This window comes from Pseudomonas sp. EL_65y_Pfl1_R83 (genome assembly GCF_963970695.1).
GTDB lineage: Bacteria > Pseudomonadota > Gammaproteobacteria > Pseudomonadales > Pseudomonadaceae > Aquipseudomonas > Aquipseudomonas tritici.
In genome coordinates, this window is sequence record NZ_CAXAQI010000012.1 from 118,276 (window position 1) to 141,315 (window position 23,040).

A 23,040-nucleotide genomic window follows, 5' to 3' on the forward strand; every position below is an offset into this window, starting at 1 on the left:
GTCGTATGTCGTTTGAATTGTTGGCCACCGATGGCAAGGCCCGTCGTGGTCGCCTGACCTTCCCGCGTGGCACCGTGGAGACCCCAGCTTTCATGCCGGTTGGTACCTACGGCACCGTTAAAGGCATGATGCCGCGCGACATCGTCGCCACCGGCGCCGAGATCATCCTCGGCAACACCTTCCACCTGTGGTTGCGCCCGGGCACGGAAGTGATCAAGAAGCATGGCGACCTGCATGACTTCATGAAGTGGCAAGGCCCGATCCTCACTGACTCCGGTGGTTTCCAGGTGTTCAGCCTGGGCGCCATGCGCAAGATCAAGGAGGAGGGTGTGACCTTCGCCTCACCGGTGGACGGTTCCAAGGTGTTCATGGGCCCGGAAGAGTCGATGCAGGTGCAGCGCGACCTGGGCTCCGACATCGTGATGATTTTTGACGAGTGCACGCCGTACCCGGCTGACGAAGACGTTGCACGGACCTCCATGGAGTTGTCGCTGCGTTGGGCCCAGCGTTCGAAGAATGCCCACGGCGACAACACGGCGGCGCTGTTCGGTATCGTCCAGGGCGGTATGCATGAAAGCTTGCGCAAACGCTCGCTGGAAGGCCTCGACAAGATCGGCTTTGACGGCTTGGCCATCGGCGGTTTGTCGGTGGGCGAGCCCAAGCACGAGATGATCAAGGTGCTGGATTACCTGCCGGGCCTGATGCCCGCTGAAAAACCTCGTTACCTTATGGGCGTTGGCAAACCGGAAGATCTCGTAGAGGGTGTGCGCCGCGGTGTGGACATGTTCGATTGCGTGATGCCAACCCGTAATGCCCGCAATGGGCATCTGTTCATTGATACAGGCGTGCTGAAGATCCGTAACGCGTTCCATCGCCATGATGATTCGCCGCTGGATCCCACCTGTGATTGCTACACCTGCCAGAACTTCTCCCGGGCTTATCTGCATCATCTGGACAAGTGCGGGGAAATGCTGGGTAGCATGTTGAATACCATCCACAATTTGCGTCACTACCAAGTCCTGATGGCTGGTTTGCGCGAGGCTATTCAACAGGGTACATTGGCCGCCTTCGTCGATACCTTCTATGCCAAGCGCGGGCTCCCTGTGCCGCCCTTGGACTGAGTTTTCCGACCCTAAGATTCACTATTTGCAACTGGAGTGCTAAATGAGCTTTTTTATCTCTAACGCCATGGCTGACGCCGCTGCGCCTGCTGCTGCCGGCCCTATGGGCGGTGGTTTCGAGTGGATTTTCCTGGTCGGCTTCCTGGTCATCTTCTACCTGATGATCTGGCGTCCACAGGCCAAGCGCGCCAAAGAGCAGAAGAACCTGCTGGGCAGCCTGCAGAAAGGTGACGAAGTTGTGACCACCGGCGGCATCGCTGGCAAGATCACCAAGGTTTCCGATGCTTTCGTGGTTCTGGAAGTCTCCGACACCGTAGAAATGAAGTTCCAGAAGGGCGCCATCGCTGCCACGCTGCCAAAAGGCACGCTCAAAGCGATCTGAGTAACAACCTTTACCAATCGACGGGGCGCGCAAGGCGCCCCGCGTTATAAGCGGGCGGCGTGATGCTGAACAAATACCCTCTGTGGAAATACGTACTGATCCTGGCGGTGCTGGCGATCGGGTTTATTTATTCCGCTCCCAATCTCTATCCTGATGACCCTGCGATCCAGATCTCTGGCGCCAGCACTTCGCTGCAGGTCAATCAGGCTGATCTGGACCGTGCGAGCAAAGCGCTCACTGACGCGGGCATTCAGGTTAAAGCGGCAACTTTGGCGGCTGGTTCGAAAGGCGGCTTGTTGCGCCTGACCAAGCAAGAAGACCAATTGCCGGCTAAAGATGTCGTGCGCAAGGCCATGGGTGACGACTACGTCGTTGCACTAAACCTGGCACAGACCACGCCACAATGGCTGCGCAGCATTGGCGCGCACCCGATGAAGCTGGGTCTGGACTTGTCCGGTGGTGTGCACTTCCTGCTGGAAGTCGACATGGACAAAGCCCTCGACGCCCGTCTGAAAGTCTACGAAGGCGACGTGAAGAGCCTGCTGCGTAAAGAGCGCTTGCGTTATCGCAGCCTGCCGCAGCTCAACGGTGCCATCCAGCTGGGCTTCTCTGACGAGGCTTCCCGTGAACAGGCCCGTGCGCTGATCCGCAAGAACTTCAACGATTTCGATATCGTACCGGCTGACCTCAATGGCCAGGCTGTACTGCGTCTGGCGATGAGCCCGGCCAAGATCGCGGAAATCCGCGAATACTCCATCAAACAGAACTTGACCACGGTACGTAACCGCGTCAACGAGCTGGGTGTGGCCGAGCCGATCGTTCAGCGCCAGGGTGCCAACCGCATTGTGGTTGAGCTGCCCGGCGTGCAGGACACCGCTGAAGCCAAGCGTATCCTGGGTAAAACCGCCAACCTGGAATTCCGCCTCGCGGCTGAGTCGGGTGCTACCCGCGCCACTTCCGAAGAGTTCGAGTTCCGCGAAGGCAATCGTCCTCCAGCGCTGATCGAGCGTGGCTTGATCATCACCGGTGATCAGGTGACCGACGCCAAGGCGGGTTTTGGCGAGCACGGTACCCCTGAAGTGAACATCCACCTGGATGGCCACGGCGGCGAACTGATGAGCCGCGCCACGCGCAGCAACGTCGGTCGCAGCATGGCGGTGATCTTCATCGAGCAACGCCCGGTTACCACCTATACCAAGCAAATGGTCAACGGCGTCGAAAAAGACGTGCCGGTACAGACCTTCAAGGAAGAAAAGAAGATCATCAGCCTGGCGACCATCCAGTCGCCGCTGGGTGCTCAATTCCGCATCACCGGCCTGAACGGTCAGGGTGAATCCTCGGAACTGGCCCTGTTGCTGCGTGCCGGTGGCCTGGCTGCGCCGATGTACTTCGCTGAAGAACGTACCATCGGCCCGAGCCTGGGTGCCGACAACATCGCCAAGGGTGTCGACGCGGCCTTGTGGGGCATGCTGTTTGTGTCGCTGTTCATCATCGCCATCTACCGTTTCTTCGGCGTCATCGCCACGGTGGCCCTGGCGGGCAACATGGTCATGCTGCTGGCGCTGATGTCGCTATTGGGTGCTACGCTGACCTTGCCAGGTATCGCCGGTATCGTGCTCACCATGGGTATGGCGGTAGACGCCAACGTGCTTATCTTCTCGCGGATTCGTGAAGAGATCGCCAATGGCATGACCGTACAGCGTGCAATCAACGAAGGCTTCGGCCGGGCATTTACCGCGATTCTCGACTCCAACCTGACCACATTGTTGGTAGGTGGGATTCTCTTTGCCATGGGCACCGGCCCGGTCAAGGGTTTTGCGGTGACCATGTCCCTCGGTATCTTTACCTCGATGTTCACGGCCATCATGGTGACCCGCGCAATGGTCAACCTGATCTATGGCGGGCGTGACTTCAAGAAGTTGTGGATTTAAGGGGCTGCCATGTTACGTACAATCAACTTCATGGGCGTTCGCAAGATTGCGTTCGGCGCTACTGTGCTCCTTACCGTTCTGGCGCTGTTCAGCTGGTTCCATAAGGGCCTCAACTACGGTCTGGACTTCACCGGCGGTACGCTCATTGAGCTGACCTATGAGAAGCCGGCCGACGTTACCGTGGTGCGCAACGAGCTGGTCAAGGCCGGCTATCACGAAGCCGTGGTGCAGAGCTTCGGTGCCACCACCGATCTGCTGGTGCGTATGCCGGGCGAAGACCCGCAACTGGGTCACCAGGTAGCTGAAGCCTTGCAGAAGGTCGGCGGCGACAACCCGGCATCGGTTAAGCGCGTCGAATTCGTCGGCCCACAAGTCGGTGAAGAGCTGCGTGACCAGGGCGGCCTCGGCATGCTGATGGCGCTGGCGGGTATTATGATTTACCTGGCGTTCCGCTTTCAGTGGAAGTTCGGTGTCGGCGCCATCGTATCGCTGATCCACGACGTGATCGTGACCGTGGGTATCCTGGCGTACTTCCAGATCACCTTCGATCTGACCGTTCTGGCGGCCGTGCTGGCGATCATTGGTTACTCGCTCAACGACACCATCGTGGTATTCGACCGGGTTCGTGAGAACTTTCGCGTACTGCGCAAAGCGACGTTGATCGAGAACATCAATATCTCCACCACGCAGACCCTGCTGCGGACCATGGCGACGTCGATCTCCACCTTGCTGGCGATTGGCGCGCTGATGATCTTTGGCGGCGACAACCTGTGGGGCTTCTCCCTGGCGCTGTTCATCGGCGTGCTGGCGGGTACCTACTCGTCGATCTACATCGCCAACGTGGTGCTGATCTGGCTGAACCTCAACAGCGAAGACTTGATCCCTCCTGCCGCTACCGGCAAGGAGGTCGACGACCGCCCTTGAGGGGGTGTCGTTGACTTGCTGTTACAAAGAAGGCGCGAGTATTGAACTCGTGCCTTTTTTTTTGCTCCAAGGCTGGGTATAGCGCGGATCGTTCGGTCCGTTTGTGATGGTCAGGAGGTTCAACGTGAACAAGTCGTTACTGGTTGGTGCGGTATTGGGTGCTGTCGGTGTGACTGCCGGGGGTGCTGTCGCCACCTACAGCCTGGTAAAAAGCGGCCCTGAGTATGCGCAAGTGCTGGCGGTGCAGCCGGTGAAAACCCAGATCAAAACCCCGCGTGAGGTCTGCAAGGACGTCGCGGTAACCCGGCAGAAGCCGGTGCAGGATCAGCATCAGATCGTCGGTACCGTGGTCGGTGCGCTGGCCGGTGGCCTGCTGGGCAATCAGGTCGGTGGCGGCAATGGTAAGAAGCTGGCTACCGTGGCCGGTGCGGTCGGCGGTGGTTATGCCGGTAACAAGGTTCAGGAAGGCATGCAGAACCGCGATACCTACACCACTACCCAGACTCGCTGTAACACCGTCAACGACATCAGCGACAAGGTTGTCGGCTATGATGTGCGTTACACCTTGGATGGCAAGGAAGGCTCGGTGCGTATGGATCGTGATCCAGGCGGCCAGATTCCAGTCGACAAGGAAGGGCGTTTGGTGCTGGGCCAGAATCAGCAGTAATCCCAAGCCTGGTACAGATGCAAAAATGTGTGTGGGTTCAAAAATGTGGGAAGGGGCTTGTCCCCGATTGCGGTGGTTCAGTCAGCTTATTAGGTGCTGGCCCACTGCAATCGGGGTCAGACCCCTTCCCACAATTGATTTGTGTTGTTACTGTAGTTGCGGCAAGCCTCAAATCCCAGGCATAAAAAAAGCACCCCTAAGGGTGCTTTTTTGTGCCTGCTCGCTTAACGCTTCAGCGAAGCCGGCAGGTGCGGCTGGATCGCGGTCAGCACTGCCTTGAAGCATTTGGTGTTGCCGGCAACCACGTGGCCTTTCTCCAGGAAGTCGTGACCACCGGTGAAGTCGCTCACCAGGCCGCCAGCTTCTTGAATCAGCAGGGCGCCTGCCGCCATGTCCCATTCGGACAGGCCCGACTCCCAGAACGCATCAAAACGACCAGCAGCCACATAAGCCAAGTCCAGGCTAGCTGCGCCAGCGCGACGGATACCAGCGGTCTGGCCAACCAGGGCGCGGAACATGCCCAGGTAGTTTTCCAGGTTGTCCATCTGGTCGTCACGGAACGGGAAGCCGGTACCCAGCAGGGCGCCGTCGAGGCTGGTGCGACCGCTGACGCGCAGGCGACGACCGTTCAGTTGGGCGCCACGGCCACGGCTGGCGGTGAATTCTTCCTGGCGGACCGGGTCCAGCACAACAGCGTGTTCCAGGCGGCCACGGTATTTGCACGCGATGCTCACGGCAAAGTGCGGGATGCCGCGCAGGAAGTTCGTGGTGCCATCCAGTGGGTCGATGATCCACAGGTAATCTTCGCCTTCGCCGCTACCTTTGTGCAGGCCGGTTTCTTCACCGAGAATGCCGTGGGTAGGGTAGGCCTTGCGCAGAGCGTCGATGATTTTCTGTTCGGCGGCGCGATCCACCTCGGATACATAATCCTTGGCGTCTTTTTCGTCGACCTTGATGGTATCCAGGCGCTCGATGGAGCGGAAGATCAATTCACTGGCGCTGCGGGCGGCGCGCAGCGCGATATTCAGCATGGGCTGCATGGATAGGTCACCTAAGGTTGTTAAAGAAAGCCGAGCAGTTTAGCAGAAACTTTCTTCAGGTGAAGGACGACGTTAGCTTTCATGGCATAACCTTAGGCTGTTCTGTAAGATTTGCTCCCCTTTCCCGTGTCCGAGAGCGCCTCCCTTGCTGCAAAACATTCGTGTCGTCTTGGTCAATACCAGTCATCCCGGCAACATCGGTGGGGTGGCGCGAGCCATGAAAAACATGGGGCTGACGCGCCTGGTGCTGGTCGAGCCGCGCCTGTTCCCGCACCACGAGGCCGATGCTCGCGCGTCCGGCGCCAATGACCTCCTGGAAAAAGCCCAGGTCGTTGCCACCTTGGAAGACGCCTTGGTCGGCTGCAACCTGGTGCTCGGCACCAGCGCCCGCGACCGTCGCATCCCTTGGCCGCTGCTGGATCCGCGCGAGTGCGGCACCAAAGTGGTGGAAGAGGCCGCCGGCGGCGCTGAAATCGCCTTGGTATTCGGGCGTGAAGATTCCGGCCTGACCAATGAAGAGCTGCAGCGATGTCATTACCACGTGCACATTCCATCAGACCCTGAGTTCAGCTCGCTGAATCTCGGGGCAGCGGTGCAGGTGTTAACTTACGAAGTGCGCATGGCCTGGCTGGCTGCTGAGGGGCAGCCTAGCAAAGTGGAAAAGGATGAAGTCGCATCGACCAAAAGTGGCGAGTTGGCCACCATGGACGAGTTGGAGCGATTCTATGAGCACCTGGAGCAAACCCTGGTGGCCATCGAATTCCTCGATCCGGACAAGCCCCGGCACTTGATGGCGCGCCTGCGTCGCCTGTACGGACGCAGTTCAGTGAGCCGAGCCGAAATGAATATATTGCGTGGCATCCTCACGGAAACCCAGAAAGCGGCCCGTGGCGAGCTTCTTAAGCGGAAGGATTAAAAAATGTTCGAGCGTTTGCGAGAAGATATCCAGAGTGTTTTCCATCGTGACCCGGCGGCGCGCAACGCCTTTGAAGTGCTTACCTGCTACCCCGGCATGCACGCGATTTGGATTCACCGCCTGTCCGGCGCGTTGTGGGGCATGGGCTGGAAATGGCTGGCGCGATTGGTGTCGAACTTTGGGCGCTGGCTGACCGGGATTGAGATTCATCCGGGTGCCAAAGTGGGCCGCCGCTTCTTCATCGACCATGGCATGGGCATCGTGATTGGCGAGACTGCCGAGATCGGCGATGACGTGACGCTCTATCAAGGCGTGACCTTGGGTGGCACAAGCTGGAATAAAGGCAAGCGTCACCCGACACTGGGTGATGGCGTGGTGGTAGGGGCGGGCGCCAAGGTACTCGGCCCGTTCACCGTCGGCGCCGGTGCCAAGGTGGGTTCCAATGCCGTGGTGACCAAGGCCGTGCCGCCTGGCGCGACCGTTGTTGGCATTCCTGGTCGCATCATCGTCAAGCCGGAAGTCGGCGACGAGCAGGAAGCCAAGCGCAAGGCCATGGCCGAGAAGATCGGTTTCGATGCCTATGGTGTCAGCGAAGACATGCCCGACCCGGTGGCGCGCGCCATTGGCCAGTTGCTTGACCACCTGCAAGCGGTGGACGGCAAGCTGGAGGGTATGTGCGGTGCGTTGAAGGATCTGGGTAGCCCTTACTGCGCGAAGGATCTGCCTGAGTTGCGCGAGGAAGACTTTGCCGAGATCAAGGACGAAGCCGCCACCACCAAGGCTGGCTGAACGCGTTGCCCAGTGGGGGCTGGCTTGCCTGCGATAGCGGTATGCCAGCTACCCCATGTGGTGCTGATCCACCGCTATCGCAGGTAAGCTAGCTCCCGTATTTGATATCCTCTGGCCTTGCAATTTCCTTACGACCTTGTTGCCGCTGTTCGTCCCCACCCCATCCTGCTATGATTCGCGCGCCCTTTTTACGCGTAATCCTGACTAAAGTACTAGGTCTTATAGTTGACTTAAATACTCGGGAATCGCATACTTGCTCCCATTCTGAAACACCTTGGTACTTGTCCATGAGACTGACTACAAAAGGCCGATACGCGGTGACCGCCATGCTTGACCTGGCCTTGCACGCGCAAACTGGGCCTGTGTCCCTGGCCGATATCTCCGAGCGCCAAGGCATTTCCCTGTCCTACCTCGAGCAGCTGTTCGCCAAGTTGCGCCGTAGCAATCTGGTTTCCAGCGTGCGTGGTCCGGGTGGCGGCTATCAACTGTCCCGCGATATGCAGGGCATCCAGGTGGCTCAGGTGATCGACGCGGTCAACGAATCCGTCGACGCGACCAAATGCCAGGGCCAGGGTGATTGCCACGCTGGCGACACCTGCCTGACGCACCACTTGTGGTGCGATCTGAGCCTGCAGATCCATGAGTTTTTGAGTGGTATCAGCTTGGCTGATCTTGTGACTCGCCGTGAGGTACAAGAAGTAGCCCAGCGTCAGGACCAGCGCCGTTGCAACACCAAGGCGCCGCGTCTGGACAAGATTGAAGCGTCCGCCGTCGAGTGACAGCCGAAGAGCTAGCGGCACGCCAGCCAGCCTGATTAGGAGAAAGTCCATGAAATTGCCGATTTACCTTGATTACTCAGCGACCACCCCGGTTGACCCGCGTGTCGCGCAAAAGATGAGCGAGTGCCTGCTGGTTGACGGAAACTTCGGCAACCCTGCCTCCCGTTCCCACGTATTCGGCTGGAAAGCTGAGGAAGCGGTCGAGAACGCCCGTCGCCAGGTCGCCGATCTGGTTGGCGCAGACCCGCGTGAAATCGTCTGGACCTCCGGTGCCACCGAGTCCGACAACCTGGCAATCAAGGGTGCGGCGCATTTCTACGCGACCAAAGGCAAACACCTGATCACCACCAAGATTGAGCACAAGGCTGTCCTCGACACCATGCGCCAACTGGAGCGTGAAGGTTTCGAGGTGACCTACCTTGAGCCAACCACCGACGGTATCGTCACCCCGGCGATGATCGACGCCGCGATGCGTGAAGACACCATCCTGGTTTCCGTGATCCACGTGAACAACGAAATCGGCACCATCAACGACATCGCGGCCATTGGCGAGTTGACCCGTTCCAAGGGCATCCTACTGCACGTCGATGCTGCTCAGTCCACCGGCAAGGTCGACATCGATCTGTCGAAACTGAAAGTCGACCTGATGTCGTTCTCTGCCCACAAGACCTACGGCCCGAAAGGCATCGGCGCCCTGTACGTGAGCCGTAAGCCACGTGTGCGCATCGAAGCCGCCATGCACGGCGGCGGTCACGAGCGCGGCATGCGTTCTGGCACTTTGGCGACCCACCAGATCGTTGGCATGGGCGAAGCCTTCCGCGTAGCCAAGGAAGACATGGCTGCCGAAAACGTGCGCATCAAGGCACTCAGCGATCGCTTCTATAAGCAGGTCGAGAACCTTGAAGAGCTGTACGTCAACGGCAGCATGACCGCCCGCGTACCGCACAACCTGAATTTGAGCTTCAACTATGTCGAAGGCGAGTCCCTGATCATGGCGCTCAAGGACCTGGCGGTTTCGTCCGGTTCGGCCTGTACCTCGGCCTCGCTTGAGCCTTCGTATGTTTTGCGCGCCCTGGGCCGCAACGACGAACTGGCGCACAGCTCTATCCGCTTTACGTTCGGCCGCTTCACCACCGAAGAGCAAATCGACTACGCCGCGCAGAAAGTTTGCGAAGCCGTCAACAAGCTGCGCGTTCTGTCGCCGCTGTGGGACATGTACAAAGACGGTGTCGATATTTCCAAGATCGAGTGGGCGGCACACTAACTATAGAAGCCGCCACCCCAGCTCTGTAGGAACGTGGCGGAAAACGCAGGCGTTTCTACAGGGTTCCAGAGCGGCCCTGATGAGTGAGGATTCAGTACCATGGCTTACAGCGAAAAGGTCATCGACCACTACGAAAACCCGCGCAACGTCGGCAAGATGAACGCGCAAGACCCTGATGTCGGCACCGGCATGGTTGGCGCTCCGGCGTGCGGCGATGTGATGCGCCTGCAGATCAAGGTTAACGACGCTGGCGTTATCGAAGACGCTAAGTTCAAGACTTACGGCTGCGGTTCGGCCATCGCCTCCAGCTCCCTGGCGACCGAATGGATGAAAGGCAAGACCCTGGATGAGGCTGTCACTATCAGCAACACCCAGCTGGCCGAAGAACTGGCGTTGCCGCCCGTGAAAATCCACTGCTCGGTACTCGCAGAAGACGCCATCAAGGCGGCCGTTCGCGACTACAAGCAGAAGAAAGGCTTGATCTAAGCATTTGGCGACAGGTAAGGAGTCAACGATGGCTATCAGCATGACAGAAGCGGCTGCGCAGCACATTCGCCGCTCCCTGAATGGGCGCGGTAAAGGTGAGGGGATTCGTCTGGGTGTTCGCACCACGGGCTGTTCCGGCCTTGCCTACGTGCTGGAGTTTGTCGACGAGGTGGTTGCGGAAGACCAGGTGTTCGAAAGTCACGGCGAGAAAGTGATCATCGACCCTAAAAGCCTGACCTACCTGGACGGCACCGAGCTCGATTTCGTCAAGGAAGGGTTGAACGAAGGCTTCAAGTTCAACAACCCCAACGTACGCGGTGAATGTGGCTGCGGCGAAAGCTTCAACATCTGAGGCTATTCGTGGGCACTCCTTGTCATTTCGCTTTATTCGAGCTGCAGCCGAGCTTTCGGCTGGACCTTGAGCAGCTTGCTACGCGCTACCGCGAATTGGCGCGTAGCGTGCATCCGGACCGCTTCGCTGACGCTTCCGAGCGTGAGCAACGCCTGGCGCTGGAGCAATCGGCCAGCCTCAACGAAGCCTATCAGACGCTGAAAAACCCACCCAAGCGCGCGCGTTACCTGCTCGCGATGAACGGTGGCGAGTTGCCGCTTGAAGTCACGGTGCACGACCCCGACTTCCTGATGCAGCAGTTGCAGTGGCGCGAAGAACTCGAAGACTTGCAGGACGAAGCCGATGTGGCTGGCGTCGCGGTCTTCAAGCGTCGTCTGAAAGTGGCCCAGGATGAGCTCAACGAAAGCTTCGCAGCTTGTTGGGATGATGCAGCGCAACGCGAACAGGCCGAACGCCTGATGCGGCGCATGCAGTTCCTCGACAAGCTCACCTACGAAGTGCGCCAGCTAGAAGAGCGCCTCGACGATTAACCCAGTGCTGCCCGTGATGCACGCCTGATAGACAGATAAGACCTGATTACCATGGCCCTACTGCAAATCGCCGAACCCGGCCAAAGCCCCCAACCGCACCAGCGTCGCCTGGCGGTCGGGATTGACCTGGGCACCACCAATTCCCTGGTTGCTGCCTTGCGCAGCGGCCTGTCCGAACCGCTGCCCGACGCCGATGGCCAGGTTATCTTGCCGTCCGCCGTGCGCTATCACGCTGATCGCACCGAAGTCGGTGAGTCGGCTAAATTGGCAGCGTCTACCGATCCTTTGAACACTGTACTGTCGGTCAAACGCTTGATGGGTCGCGGGCTGTCCGACGTCAAGCAGCTGGGCGACCAACTGCCGTACCGCTTTATCGGTGGCCAATCCCATATGCCGTTTATCGACACCGTCCAGGGCCCGAAAAGCCCGGTGGAAGTGTCGGCCGATATCCTCAAGGTGCTGCGCCAGCGTGCAGAAACCACCTTGGGCGGCGAACTGGTAGGGGCGGTGATCACCGTGCCGGCCTATTTCGATGACGCCCAGCGCCAAGCCACCAAGGACGCGGCGAAACTTGCCGGTCTAAACGTGCTGCGCCTCCTCAATGAGCCAACCGCAGCCGCTGTGGCCTACGGTTTGGACCAGCATGCCGAAGGCCTGGTTGCCATTTACGACCTGGGCGGCGGCACCTTTGATATCTCGATCCTGCGCCTGACTGGCGGTGTCTTCGAAGTCCTGGCCACCGGTGGTGATACTGCCTTGGGCGGAGATGACTTCGATCACGCCATCGCGGGCTGGATCATCACCAGCGCCGGCTTGTCTGCCGACCTGGACCCGGGCGAGCAGCGCAACCTGCTGCAAACCGCCTGTGCCGCCAAGGAAGCGCTGACGGAGGCTGCATTTATTGAAGTGTCCTACGGCACTTGGTCGGCCCAGCTGACGCGCGAAGCTTTCGATGCGTTGATCGAGCCGATGGTCGCCCGTAGCCTGAAAGCCTGTCGCCGCGCTGTGCGTGATTCCGGTATCGAGCTAGAAGATGTCGGTGCCGTGGTCATGGTCGGTGGTTCCACCCGTGTGCCGCGCGTTCGTGACGCTGTCGCTGAAGCCTTTGGTCGCCAGCCGCTGACTGAAATCGACCCGGATCAAGTGGTCGCCATTGGTGCCGCGATCCAGGCCGATACCCTGGCCGGCAACAAGCGCGATGGCGGCGAGCTGCTGCTGCTTGACGTGATTCCGTTGTCCCTGGGGCTGGAAACCATGGGCGGTTTGATGGAGAAGGTGATTCCACGTAACACCACCATTCCTGTCGCCCGCGCCCAAGACTTTACTACTTACAAAGATGGCCAGACGGCCATGATGATCCATGTGTTGCAAGGCGAGCGCGAGCTGATCAGCGATTGCCGCTCCCTGGCGCGTTTTGAATTGCGCGGTATTCCGGCGATGGTGGCTGGTGCGGCGAAGATTCGCGTGACGTACCAGGTGGATGCCGACGGCCTGCTCAGCGTGGCCGCCCGTGAACTGGCGTCAGGCGTTGAAGCCAGCATCCAGGTAAAGCCGTCCTACGGCCTCACCGATGGCGAAATCGCCAAGATGCTCAAGGACTCGTTCCAGTATGCCGGTGACGACAAGGTCGCCCGCGTATTGCGCGAGCAACAGGTCGACGCCCAGCGTTTGCTCGAAGCGGTGCAGGGCGCCCTGGATGCTGACGGTGAGCGCCTGTTGGACGCCGAAGAGCGCATGGTCATCGACCTGCAGATGCAGGAGCTGGCCGAACTGATGAAAGGCACCGATGGTTACGCCATCGAGCAGCAGACCAAGCGTCTGTCACAAGTGACCGATGCCTTTGCCGCCCGCCGCATGGACCAGTCGGTAAAAGCTGCCCTGGCGGGACGCAACCTGAATGAAATCGAGGAATAATTAATGCCGCAGGTCATTTTTCTGCCACACGCCGAGCACTGCCCGGACGGTATGGTCGTGGAGGCTGAGACCGGCAAGTCCATCCTCGAAGTTGCCCATGACAACCACATCGAGATCGAAAGCGCCTGCGGCGGTGTGTGCGCCTGCACCACGTGCCACTGCGTGATCCGCGAGGGCTTCAACAGCCTTGAAGAGGCTGATGAGCTGGAAGAGGACTTTCTTGACCGCGCGTGGGGCCTGGAAGCGACTTCGCGTCTAAGCTGTCAGGCAAAGGTCGGGACGGAAGACATTACCGTCGAAATTCCGAAATATTCCCTCAACCATGCAGCCGAAGCGCCGCATTGATTCAAGGAAATGTCATGAGCCTGAAATGGGTTGATGTACAAGAAATCGCTATACAACTTGCTGAAGCTCATCCTGAGGTCAATCCTCTTACGGTCAACTTCGTCAAGCTGCGCAATCTGGTAATGGCGCTGCCGGACTTCGACGACATCCCTGACCGGGGTGGCGAAAAGGTCCTGGAGGCGATTCAAGGCCTGTGGATCGAAGAAGCAGACTGAACCGCCTTTTTACGCAGTTAGGCAATACCCAATAACCCGCGTATAATTCGCGGGTTTAATTTTTCGTAAATTACCGTTTCTGGAGTTACACCATGGCTGTTCAACGTACTTTCTCCATCATCAAGCCTGACGCTGTTGCAAAAAACGTCATCGGCGAGATCACCACTCGTTTCGAAAAAGCCGGCCTGAAGGTTGTAGCTTCGAAACTCAAGCAACTGTCCAAAGCTGAAGCTGAAGGCTTCTACGCTGAGCACAGCGCTCGTGGCTTCTTCGGCGACCTGGTGGCCTTCATGATCTCCGGTCCTGTTGTTGTTCAGGTTCTGGAAGGCGAAAATGCTATCGCTCTGAACCGTGAGCTGATGGGCGCTACCAACCCTAAAGAAGCAGCTGCCGGCACTATCCGTGCTGACTTCGCTGAATCCATCGACGCCAACGCTGTACACGGTTCGGACTCCGAAGCCGCTGCTGCTCGCGAAATCTCGTACTTTTTCGCTGCTACTGAAGTAACCGCTCGCTAAGCATTGGCTTAAAGAGTGAGGGTGAATCCATGACTACATCGACTGTGAAAACCAACCTGCTGGGTCTGACTCAGCCGGAAATGGAGAAATTCTTCGACTCAATCGGGGAGAAGCGCTTCCGTGCCGGTCAGGTAATGAAATGGATTCACCACTTTGGCGTCGACGATTTCGACGCCATGACGAACGTCAGCAAGGCCCTGCGCGACAAGCTCAAGGCCATTGCTGAGGTCCGTGGTCCCGAGGTTGTCAGCGAGGACATCTCCACCGACGGCACCCGTAAATGGGTGGTGCGTGTGGCGTCCGGCAGTTGCGTCGAGACCGTGTACATTCCCCAGGGCAAACGTGGCACTTTGTGCGTTTCGTCCCAGGCAGGCTGTGCCCTGGACTGCAGTTTCTGCTCCACCGGCAAGCAAGGCTTCAATAGCAACCTCACCGCCGCTGAAGTCATCGGCCAGGTGTGGATTGCCAACAAATCCTTTGGCAGCGTCCCGGCGACCGTCGACCGTGCCATCACCAACGTGGTGATGATGGGCATGGGTGAGCCGCTGCTGAACTTCGACAACGTGATCGCGGCCATGCACCTGATGATGGACGACCTGGGCTACGGCATCTCCAAGCGCCGTGTGACCCTGTCGACCTCTGGCGTGGTGCCGATGATCGATGAGCTGGCCAAGCACATCGACGTCTCCCTGGCGTTGTCGCTGCACGCACCGAATGACGCATTGCGTAACCAATTGGTGCCAATCAACAAGAAGTATCCGCTTAAGATGCTGCTCGAATCTTGCCAGCGCTACATGGCAACGTTGGGCGAGAAGCGCGTGTTGACCATTGAGTACACCATGCTCAAGGACATCAATGACAAGGTCGAGCACGCGGTCGAGATGATCGAACTGCTCAAGAACACCCCGTGCAAGATCAACCTGATTCCGTTTAACCCGTTTCCCCATTCTGGCTACGAGCGGCCGAGCAACAACGCCATCCGCCGTTTCCAGGATCAACTGCACCAGGCCGGTTACAACGTCACCGTGCGCACCACCCGTGGTGAAGACATCGACGCCGCCTGTGGCCAATTAGTAGGGCAGGTGATGGACCGCACCCGCCGCAGCGAACGTTATATCGCCGGACGCGAACTGAACGCCGCCGACGATTTGCCGCTGATTGCTGTGAATCGAATCTGAGAGAGGATCTCTATGCCCTTGCGCCTTGCGCTGCTTTTGCTTGTTACCGGTCTCGCGGCCGGTTGTGTTTCATCGGGTTATGACAGCCCTATGCACACGGGTAAAGGCCGTGATGAGGCGCGAGTTGCCTATGTGCAATTGGGCATGGGTTACCTGCAGCAAGGCATGAACGAGCAGGCCAAGGTGCCTTTGAAGAAGGCCCTTGAACTGGACAGCGACGATGCTGACGCCAATGGCGCGTTGGCACTGGTGTTCCAGGCCCAGGCCGAGCCTGAACTGGCTGAGCAGTATTTCCTCAAGGCACTCGCCTCAAAACCTGCAGGCCCGCGGCTGCTGAACAATTACGGCAGCTTCCTGTTTGCGCAGAAACGTTATGACCAGGCCGCTCGTTATTTCCAGCAAGCCAGCGCCGATACCCTTTATCCTGAGCGTTCGCGGGTGTTCGAGAACCTCGGGGTGACCTCCATGCGTCTCGGCCAACGCGACAGCGCCCGCCAACAACTGGAAAAAGCCCTGCATTTGAATGGTCGTCAGCCTCGAGCATTGCTCGAAATGGCTGAGTTGTCCTACGAAGACAGGCATTATGTGCCGGCACGTGACTATTACGAGCGTTTTAGCCTGCTCAGCGGGCAAAATGCACGTAGTCTATTGCTCGGTGTGCGCTTGGCGACGGTTCATGAAGAACGCGACACAGCCGCACGTTTTGGCCAGCAACTCGAACGACTCTATCCCGGTACGCCGGAATATCAGCAATACCTGTCGGAGCAATGATGAAAGCGTCGCACCCGGAAGTTGTAGCAGCTAATCGCGTAAACCCAGGCGACACCTTGCGTCAGGCCCGCGAAAGCAATGGTTGGTCGCTGGCGGAAGTGGCCCTCAAGCTCAATTTGACCACGACGTCCCTGGGCAATCTGGAAGCTGGCGCCTTCGATAAGCTGCCTGGGCATACCTTTGCCCGTGGCTATATCCGTGCCTATGCCAAATTGCTGGGTATTGACCAGGCCATATTGGTCCAGCAATTCGATCAATTCACCGGTACCGACTCCCAAGGCAGCAATGTGCATGGCTTGGGTCGAATCGAAGAGCCGGTGCGGGTTTCCCACACTATTTTGCGAATTGTCAGCCTGTTGTTGCTGATTGCTGTCATTGGCGGCGGTTTCGTCTGGTGGCAAGACCAGGCCGCCCAGCGCACCAAGGACATGACCAGCAACGCCATGGAGCACGTCGAAGTCGAAAGCGCCGACGGCACCACTCAGATTCATCCGTTGGATGAGCCCGAAGACCAGGCGGTTGCCGAGGGCCAGGCCGCGCCTGAAGCACCCGTCGCCGAGCAACCCGTACCAGAAGCCGCGCCTGCCACGACCGCCGCCGTACCTGCGACGCCAGCTGCGCCGGCTCACACTCCGGCTGTTCCGGCTGCCCAGCCCCATACATCGACCGCCCCAGTGCAAGCGCCAGCGACTACCACGCCAGCTGCCCCTGCGATTTCGCCGCCCACCACCCCAGCGCTGATCGCCGGTGATGGCCGCGTGCAGATCACCTTCGTCGCTGACTGCTGGACGCAACTCACCGATGGCAATGGCAAAGTGTTGTTCAGCGGTCTGAAGCGTAAGGGAGATACGCTTGATCAGGGCGGCAAGCCTCCTTTGACGCTGCGTCTGGGCTTCGCCCGGGGCGCGCAGGTGGTCTATAACGGCCAGCCTGTAGACGTGGCGCCGTTCACCAGTGGCGAGACAGCTCGCCTGAAGTTGGGACAATAGTCATGCACGGCGAATCTCCAATCAAACGTCGCGTATCGCGCAAGATCTGGGTCGGCTCGGTGCCGGTGGGTGGCGATGCCCCCATCGCAGTACAAAGCATGACCAACAGCGACACCAATGACGTGGCCGCCACCGTTGCACAGATCAACCGTCTGGAAGCTGCCGGTGTGGACATCGTGCGCGTATCCGTGCCGGACATGGACGCTGCCGAAGCTTTCGGGCGCATCAAGCAACTGGTCAAGGTGCCGTTGGTTGCCGACATTCACTTCGACTACAAGATCGCCCTGCGCGTAGCCGAACTGGGTGTGGATTGCCTGCGGATCAACCCGGGCAACATTGGTCGCGAAGACCGTGTGCGCGCCGTGGTGGACGCTGCCCGTGATCGCGGGATTCCAATCCGCATCGGCGTCAACGCCGGCTCCCTGGAAAAAGACCTGCAAAAGAAGTACGGCGAGCCGACCCCGGCGGCGCTGGTTGAGTCAGCACTGCGCCACGTTGAGCACCTTGAACGCCTGAATTTTCAGGACTTCAAGGTCAGCGTAAAGGCCTCCGACGTCTTCATGGCGGTCGAAGCCTATCGCCTGCTGGCCAAGGAAATCGTACAGCCGCTGCACTTGGGTATCACTGAAGCGGGTGGTTTACGCTCAGGCACAGTGAAATCTGCGGTGGGTCTCGGTATGCTGCTCGCCGAAGGGATTGGCGATACTATCCGCATCTCGCTGGCGGCAGACCCCGTAGAGGAAGTGAAGGTCGGTTACGACATTCTCAAATCCCTGCGTTTGCGTTCCCGTGGCATCAATTTCATTGCCTGCCCTAGCTGCTCGCGGCAGAACTTCGACGTGGTGAAAACCATGAACGATCTGGAATTGCGCCTCGAAGACCTGCTGGTGCCGCTGGATGTTGCAGTGATCGGTTGCGTGGTCAACGGGCCGGGTGAAGCCAAGGAAGCCCATGTGGGCCTGACTGGCGGTACCCCGAACCTGATCTACATCGACGGCAAGCCAGCGCAGAAGTTAACGAATGACAATCTGGTGGATGAGCTCGAAAGACTGATCCGCGAGAAAGCGGCCGAAAAGGTCGCCGCTGACGCAGCGCTGATCGCGCGCGGCTGATTGAACGAATTTAAGGATTTGATGTGAGCAAGTCTCTGCAAGCCATTCGTGGCATGAACGACATCCTGCCGGAGCAGACGCCCCTGTGGCGCTACTTCGAGAGCACTGTCGCGCGCCTGCTGGATAACTACGGTTACAAGCAGATCCGCATGCCGATCGTCGAGTTCACCGAGCTGTTCAAACGCTCCATCGGTGAAGTGACCGACATCGTCGAAAAAGAGATGTACACCTTTGAAGACCGCAACGGCGACTCCCTGACCCTGCGTCCCGAAGGCACTGCTGCATGCGTGCGTGCCGTGCTTGAGCATGGTCTCACCGGTGCTGGCCAGCCTCAGAAGTTGTGGTACATCGGCCCGATGTTCCGCCACGAACGTCCGCAAAAAGGTCGTTATCGCCAGTTCCACCAGATTGGCCTAGAAGTGTTCAACATCGATGGCCCAGACATTGATGCCGAGCTGATCGTATTGACCTGGCGCCTGTGGGGCCTGCTGGGTATCCGCGACGCGGTCAAGCTTGAGCTCAACAGCCTGGGCACCAGCGAATCCCGCGGCCGCTACAAGGTCGCCTTGGTCGAGTACCTGTCGGCCCACCTGGACAAGTTGGACGAAGACAGCCAGCGCCGCCTGAAGACCAACCCGCTGCGCGTGCTGGACACCAAGAACGCCGATACCCAGGCTGTATTGGTCAATGCGCCGAAAATGGCCGATTACCTGGACGACGAATCCCGTATCCACTTCGAGGGCCTCAAGGCTCGCCTGGATGCGGCCGGTATTCCGTTCGTGATCAACACCAAGCTGGTGCGCGGCCTCGATTACTACAGCAAGACCGTGTTCGAGTGGGTCACCGACAAACTCGGCGCCCAGGGCACTGTGTGTGCCGGTGGCCGCTACGACGGCCTGGTCGAGCAGATGGGCGGCAAGCCGACCACGGGTGTGGGCTTCGCCATGGGCATCGAGCGGCTGATCCTGCTGCTGGAAACGCTGGAGCAAGTCCCTGAAGAGATTTCCCGTCAGGTGGACGTGTACCTCTGCGCCTTTGGCGAGGCTGCCGAACTGGCGGCCCTGGCCCTGAGCGAAAAAGTGCGCGACCAACTGCCGAACCTGCGCCTGCAGGTTAATGCCGGCGCTGGCAGCTTCAAGAGCCAGTTCAAGAAGGCCGACAAGAGCGGTGCGCTGTATGCATTGATCCTCGGCGATGACGAGTTGGCCCAGCAAGTGATAGGTTTTAAACCCCTGCGTGGCCAGGGCGAGCAACAGAACATTGCCTTTGATGCGCTCGCTGCGCACTTGGCCACCTGCGTCGTGCAGGGTTGAAGCTGTCGAACAGCCGAATTTAGCGATTAAGGAGTACTGGGGTGTCGAGTTCTGATGATGATCAACTGGCCGATTTCAAGGACTGGTGGCAGCGTAATGGCAAGCCCCTGGTTACTGGCGGTCTGCTGGCTTTAGTGGTGGTGTTCGGCTGGCAAGCCTGGACCAAATATCAGGCCAACCAGTCCCAAGGCGCCTCGATCCTCTATCAGCAGTTGCTGGAAACCACGCTGACGCCGGACGGCAAGCCTGATCCGGCGCAGGTCGCCGATTTGGCCGGCAAGCTGAAGAGCGAATTCGGCGGTAGCACCTACGCCCAATACGGCAGCCTGTTCGTCGCGAAAGTCGCAGTCGACACTGGCAAGCTGGACGACGCCGCCGCAGAGCTGAAGGCTGTCGCTGACAAGCCGACCAACCCGACCCTGGGTGAAATCGCACGTCAGCGTCTGGCTCAGGTTCTCGCGGCACAGAACAAGGCTGACGAAGCACTCAAACTGCTCGACGGCGATGCTGACAAGGCATTTGTAGCCACTCGCGAAGAGCTCAAGGGCGACCTGTTGGTCCAATTGGGTCGTACCGACGAAGCCAATGCTGCGTACAAAAAAGCCAAGGCGGCGCTGTCTGATGAAGCAGCGGTCGGTGGCTTACAAATCAAGCTGGACGACTTGGCCAAAGGGGATGCGTGACGTGATCCGTTGGAAACATGCAGCATTGCTGGCTCTGGCCGTTCTGGCCGCGGGTTGCAGCAGCAACAGTAAAAAAGAACTGCCTCCTGCCGAGCTGACCAGCTTCAAGGAAGAAGTGGTCCTGCAAAAGCAGTGGAGCCGCTCCATTGGTGATGGTCAGGGCGACACCTACAACATGTTGGTACCGGCAATCGACGGTGACAACATTGTGGCCGCTGACGTGACCGGCGTTGTGACCTCCATGGACCGCATGAACGGCGACGTGAAGTGGTCCAAGGATCTCGAATTGCCTGTCTCCGGCGCCGTTGGCGTGGGTTATGGCATGGTGTTGCTCGGCACGCTCAAGGGCGAAGTCGTGGCGCTGGATTCCAGCACCGGTGAAGAGAAGTGGCGCGCTCGCGTGAGCAGTGAAGTACTCGCACCGCCTGCTACCAACGGCGATATCGTCGTGGTACAGACGCAGGAGGACCGCCTCATCGGCCTCGACGCCAACACTGGCGAACAGCGCTGGTTGTACGACAGCACCCCTGCGGTGCTGACGTTGCGTGGTACCAGTGGTCCGATTGTGACCAACAATCTGGCCGTTGCGGGCCTGTCGACCGGTAAAGTGGTCGCCCTGAACACTCAGAACGGCGTGCCGGTCTGGGAAACCCGTGTGGCCATTCCGCAAGGTCGTTCCGAGCTGGAGCGCGTAGTGGACATCGACGGCGGTTTACTGCTGTCCGGTGAAACCCTCTATGTCGCCACTTACCAGGGCCGTGTTGCCGCACTGGACCTGCAGAGCGGCCGCGTTAACTGGCAGCGTGATGCTTCCAGCTACGCAGGTGTCGCCCAAGGGTTTGGCAGCGTCTACGTAAGCCTTGCGTCCGGCACCGTTGAAAGTGTCGACGAGCGTTCCACCACCTCACTGTGGAGCAACGACTCCCTGGCTCGCCGCCAACTGTCGGCACCGGAAGTGTTCTCCAGCTACGTCGCGGTCGGTGACTTCGAAGGCTACCTGCACCTGCTGAGCCAGGTAGACGGTCGCTTCGTGGGTCGCGAGCGTATCGACAGCGACGGCCTGCGTGCGCGTCCGCTGGTGGTGGGTAACATGCTTTATGTGTATGGCAACAGCGGCAAGCTGGAAGCCCTGACCATCAAGTAAGAACTATGCTTGGGGTAACACCCAGGCGGCCCCGCTTCGGCGGGGCATGCGGCATTTTATTATGCTGCCCCGAGCACCAGCCGCTGCCTTGCAGCGGCTTTTGTATTTTCTGAAATAACGAAGTGGAGAGCCGCATGGTTCCCGTAATCGCCCTGGTGGGCCGACCTAACGTCGGCAAGTCCACCTTGTTCAACCGCCTGACCAGGACTCGCGACGCCATCGTCGGCGACTTGTCCGGTCTGACCCGTGATCGCCAATACGGTGAGGCAAAGTGGCAAGGGCGCTCCTACATTATTGTCGACACCGGTGGTATCTCCGGTGACGAGCATGGCATGGACGAAAAGATGGCCGAGCAGTCGCTGCTGGCCATTGAAGAAGCCGATGTTGTGTTGTTCCTGGTGGATGCCCGCGCGGGCTATACCGCTGCCGACCAAATGATTGGCGAGCACCTGCGCAAGCGTAACAAGCGTTCCTATTTGGTCGCCAACAAGATCGACAACATCGATCCTGAGCAGGCCCGTGCCGAATTCAGCCCGATGGGCCTGGGCGACGCGATCCCGGTCGCCGGTGCCCACGGTCGCGGCATCACCCAGATGCTGGAAATTGCCCTCAGCACCTTTCCGAAGGATGACGCTGAGGAAGAAGAGGGTGAAGAAGAGATCGTCGCCGAAGGTGAGGAGGCCAAGCGCATTCCTGGCCCGAGTGAAAAAGACGGTATCAAGATCGCCATCATCGGTCGCCCTAACGTCGGCAAGTCGACCCTGGTCAACCGCATGCTCGGTGAAGACCGGGTAATCGTCTATGACGAGCCCGGCACCACCCGCGACAGTATCTACATCCCGTTCGAACGTAACGAAGAAAAGTACACGCTGATCGACACCGCCGGTGTGCGCAAGCGCGGCAAGATCCACGAGGAAGTTGAAAAGTTCTCGGTGGTGAAAACCCTGCAGGCGATCAAAGACGCCAACGTGGTGATCTTCGTGATGGACGCCCGCGAAGGCGTGGTCGACCACGACCTGAACTTGCTGGGCTTTGCCCTGGAAGCCGGTCGGGCACTGGTGATCGCGATCAACAAGTGGGACGGCATGACGCCGAGCGAGCGCGACTTCGTCAAGATCGAGCTGCAGCGTCGCTTGTTCTTCGTCGAGTTCGCCGATATCCACTTTATCTCGGCACTGCACGGCACCGGCGTAGGCAACCTCTACGCCTCCGTACAGAACTCGTTCAAGTCCGCGGTCACCCGCTGGCCGACCAACCGCCTCACCCAGATCCTGGAAGATGCCGTTGGCGAGCACGCGCCGCCGATGGTCAACAACCGCCGGATCAAGCTGCGTTACGCCCACTTGGGTGGTGCCAACCCGCCGATTATCGTGATTCACGGTAACCAGATCGAGAAGGTGCCGAAGTCCTACGTGCGTTACCTGGAAAACACTTACCGCCGCGTCTTGAAGCTGGTCGGTACGCCGATCCGTATCGAGTTCAAGGGTGGCGAGAACCCGTACGAAGGTAACAAGAACAGCCTCACCGACCGCCAAGTGAATAAAAAACGCCGGATGATGACGCACCACAAGAAAGCCGACAAAAAGCGTCGCGACAAACGCTGATATCGACGTGTCAAAAAAGGGCTCATTGCGAGCCCTTTTTTGTGCGCGACGGTTTGTGCCTTGACCCGCTGCA

At 59.0% G+C, this 23,040-nt stretch carries 25 protein-coding genes; 24 read left to right on the forward strand and 1 reads right to left on the reverse strand.

The features are described 5' to 3' along the window. Nucleotides 1-5 precede the first annotated feature (5 nt). The 5 genes from tgt to AACY08_RS18180 all read left to right on the forward strand — a co-directional run bounded on the left by tgt (nt 6) and on the right by AACY08_RS18180 (nt 5,025). Complete coding sequence (gene tgt / locus AACY08_RS18160; protein ID WP_339470770.1) at nt 6-1,121, forward strand: tRNA guanosine(34) transglycosylase Tgt; 1,116 nt, start codon at nt 6-8, stop codon at nt 1,119-1,121. Nucleotides 1,122-1,164: 43 nt separating this feature from the next. Further along, nucleotides 1,165-1,503, forward strand: a complete 339-nt coding sequence (gene yajC / locus AACY08_RS18165; protein WP_003175975.1) for a preprotein translocase subunit YajC — start codon at nt 1,165-1,167, stop codon at nt 1,501-1,503. A gap of 62 nt (nt 1,504-1,565) precedes the next feature. Further along, nucleotides 1,566-3,434, forward strand: a complete 1,869-nt coding sequence (secD, locus tag AACY08_RS18170) for a protein translocase subunit SecD (RefSeq protein ID WP_339420644.1) — start codon at nt 1,566-1,568, stop codon at nt 3,432-3,434. A gap of 9 nt (nt 3,435-3,443) precedes the next feature. Further along, nucleotides 3,444-4,358 (forward strand): protein translocase subunit SecF, encoded by a 915-nt coding sequence (gene secF, locus AACY08_RS18175; RefSeq protein ID WP_339420643.1) that lies wholly within the window; start codon nt 3,444-3,446, stop codon nt 4,356-4,358. Nucleotides 4,359-4,482: 124 nt separating this feature from the next. Beyond that, complete coding sequence (locus AACY08_RS18180; protein ID WP_015885750.1) at nt 4,483-5,025, forward strand: glycine zipper 2TM domain-containing protein; 543 nt, start codon at nt 4,483-4,485, stop codon at nt 5,023-5,025. Nucleotides 5,026-5,249: 224 nt separating this feature from the next. Here the strand turns inward: AACY08_RS18180 and suhB are convergent, their stop codons facing one another. Further along, nucleotides 5,250-6,065: a type III secretion system regulator SuhB gene (gene suhB / locus AACY08_RS18185; RefSeq protein ID WP_003175971.1), complete on the reverse strand. Its 816-nt coding sequence runs from the start codon at nt 6,063-6,065 to the stop codon at nt 5,250-5,252. A 145-nt stretch (nt 6,066-6,210) separates the two neighbouring features. Here suhB and trmJ point away from each other — a divergent pair, with 145 nt between their 5' ends. The 19 genes from trmJ to der all read left to right on the forward strand — a co-directional run bounded on the left by trmJ (nt 6,211) and on the right by der (nt 22,967). Then, entirely contained in the window at nt 6,211-6,981 is a 771-nt protein-coding gene (gene trmJ, locus AACY08_RS18190) for a tRNA (cytosine(32)/uridine(32)-2'-O)-methyltransferase TrmJ (protein WP_065874520.1), read from the forward strand. A 3-nt stretch (nt 6,982-6,984) separates the two neighbouring features. Continuing rightward, entirely contained in the window at nt 6,985-7,770 is a 786-nt protein-coding gene (gene cysE, locus AACY08_RS18195; protein WP_339470728.1) for a serine O-acetyltransferase, read from the forward strand. Between the two features lie 287 nt (nt 7,771-8,057). Beyond that, nucleotides 8,058-8,549 carry a Fe-S cluster assembly transcriptional regulator IscR gene (iscR, locus tag AACY08_RS18200; RefSeq protein ID WP_065874522.1) on the forward strand — a complete coding sequence of 164 codons (492 nt, stop codon included), beginning with the start codon at nt 8,058-8,060 and terminating at the stop codon, nt 8,547-8,549. Nucleotides 8,550-8,598: 49 nt separating this feature from the next. Continuing rightward, entirely contained in the window at nt 8,599-9,813 is a 1,215-nt protein-coding gene (locus AACY08_RS18205) for an IscS subfamily cysteine desulfurase (RefSeq protein ID WP_339420553.1), read from the forward strand. A gap of 99 nt (nt 9,814-9,912) precedes the next feature. Further along, nucleotides 9,913-10,299 carry a Fe-S cluster assembly scaffold IscU gene (gene iscU, locus AACY08_RS18210; RefSeq protein ID WP_339470730.1) on the forward strand — a complete coding sequence of 129 codons (387 nt, stop codon included), beginning with the start codon at nt 9,913-9,915 and terminating at the stop codon, nt 10,297-10,299. Between the two features lie 28 nt (nt 10,300-10,327). Then, nucleotides 10,328-10,651, forward strand: a complete 324-nt coding sequence (iscA, locus tag AACY08_RS18215; RefSeq protein WP_003175963.1) for an iron-sulfur cluster assembly protein IscA — start codon at nt 10,328-10,330, stop codon at nt 10,649-10,651. A gap of 8 nt (nt 10,652-10,659) precedes the next feature. Next, nucleotides 10,660-11,181 carry a co-chaperone HscB gene (gene hscB, locus AACY08_RS18220; RefSeq protein WP_339470732.1) on the forward strand — a complete coding sequence of 174 codons (522 nt, stop codon included), beginning with the start codon at nt 10,660-10,662 and terminating at the stop codon, nt 11,179-11,181. Nucleotides 11,182-11,232: 51 nt separating this feature from the next. Further along, entirely contained in the window at nt 11,233-13,095 is a 1,863-nt protein-coding gene (gene hscA / locus AACY08_RS18225) for a Fe-S protein assembly chaperone HscA (RefSeq protein WP_339470734.1), read from the forward strand. 3 nt (nt 13,096-13,098) lie between these two features. After that, the gene (fdx, locus tag AACY08_RS18230; protein WP_015885743.1) at nt 13,099-13,440 is read left to right on the forward strand and encodes an ISC system 2Fe-2S type ferredoxin; all 342 of its coding nucleotides are present in this window, start codon (nt 13,099-13,101) and stop codon (nt 13,438-13,440) included. A 14-nt stretch (nt 13,441-13,454) separates the two neighbouring features. Next, on the forward strand, nt 13,455-13,655 hold the full coding sequence (gene iscX / locus AACY08_RS18235) for a Fe-S cluster assembly protein IscX (protein ID WP_032879605.1): 201 nt from the start codon (nt 13,455-13,457) through the stop codon (nt 13,653-13,655). Between the two features lie 92 nt (nt 13,656-13,747). Beyond that, complete coding sequence (gene ndk / locus AACY08_RS18240) at nt 13,748-14,173, forward strand: nucleoside-diphosphate kinase (protein WP_003175956.1); 426 nt, start codon at nt 13,748-13,750, stop codon at nt 14,171-14,173. 29 nt (nt 14,174-14,202) lie between these two features. Beyond that, nucleotides 14,203-15,351 (forward strand): 23S rRNA (adenine(2503)-C(2))-methyltransferase RlmN, encoded by a 1,149-nt coding sequence (gene rlmN, locus AACY08_RS18245; protein ID WP_049711635.1) that lies wholly within the window; start codon nt 14,203-14,205, stop codon nt 15,349-15,351. 12 nt (nt 15,352-15,363) lie between these two features. Continuing rightward, nucleotides 15,364-16,122 (forward strand): type IV pilus biogenesis/stability protein PilW, encoded by a 759-nt coding sequence (pilW, locus tag AACY08_RS18250; protein WP_339470735.1) that lies wholly within the window; start codon nt 15,364-15,366, stop codon nt 16,120-16,122. Next, complete coding sequence (locus AACY08_RS18255) at nt 16,122-17,111, forward strand: RodZ family helix-turn-helix domain-containing protein (RefSeq protein ID WP_339470737.1); 990 nt, start codon at nt 16,122-16,124, stop codon at nt 17,109-17,111. The genes pilW and AACY08_RS18255 overlap by 1 nt, the downstream gene beginning before the upstream one ends. 2 nt (nt 17,112-17,113) lie before the next feature. Continuing rightward, complete coding sequence (gene ispG / locus AACY08_RS18260; protein ID WP_099585613.1) at nt 17,114-18,223, forward strand: flavodoxin-dependent (E)-4-hydroxy-3-methylbut-2-enyl-diphosphate synthase; 1,110 nt, start codon at nt 17,114-17,116, stop codon at nt 18,221-18,223. A gap of 23 nt (nt 18,224-18,246) precedes the next feature. After that, complete coding sequence (gene hisS / locus AACY08_RS18265; protein WP_049711638.1) at nt 18,247-19,536, forward strand: histidine--tRNA ligase; 1,290 nt, start codon at nt 18,247-18,249, stop codon at nt 19,534-19,536. Nucleotides 19,537-19,577: 41 nt separating this feature from the next. Further along, a complete protein-coding gene (locus tag AACY08_RS18270; RefSeq protein ID WP_339420559.1) occupies nt 19,578-20,219 on the forward strand; it encodes a YfgM family protein in 642 nt (213 codons plus the stop codon). Continuing rightward, the gene (gene bamB, locus AACY08_RS18275) at nt 20,212-21,363 is read left to right on the forward strand and encodes an outer membrane protein assembly factor BamB (protein ID WP_339470738.1); all 1,152 of its coding nucleotides are present in this window, start codon (nt 20,212-20,214) and stop codon (nt 21,361-21,363) included. The genes AACY08_RS18270 and bamB overlap by 8 nt, the downstream gene beginning before the upstream one ends. Before the next feature lie 134 nt (nt 21,364-21,497). Further along, complete coding sequence (gene der, locus AACY08_RS18280; protein WP_049711641.1) at nt 21,498-22,967, forward strand: ribosome biogenesis GTPase Der; 1,470 nt, start codon at nt 21,498-21,500, stop codon at nt 22,965-22,967. Nucleotides 22,968-23,040: the final 73 nt, after the last annotated feature.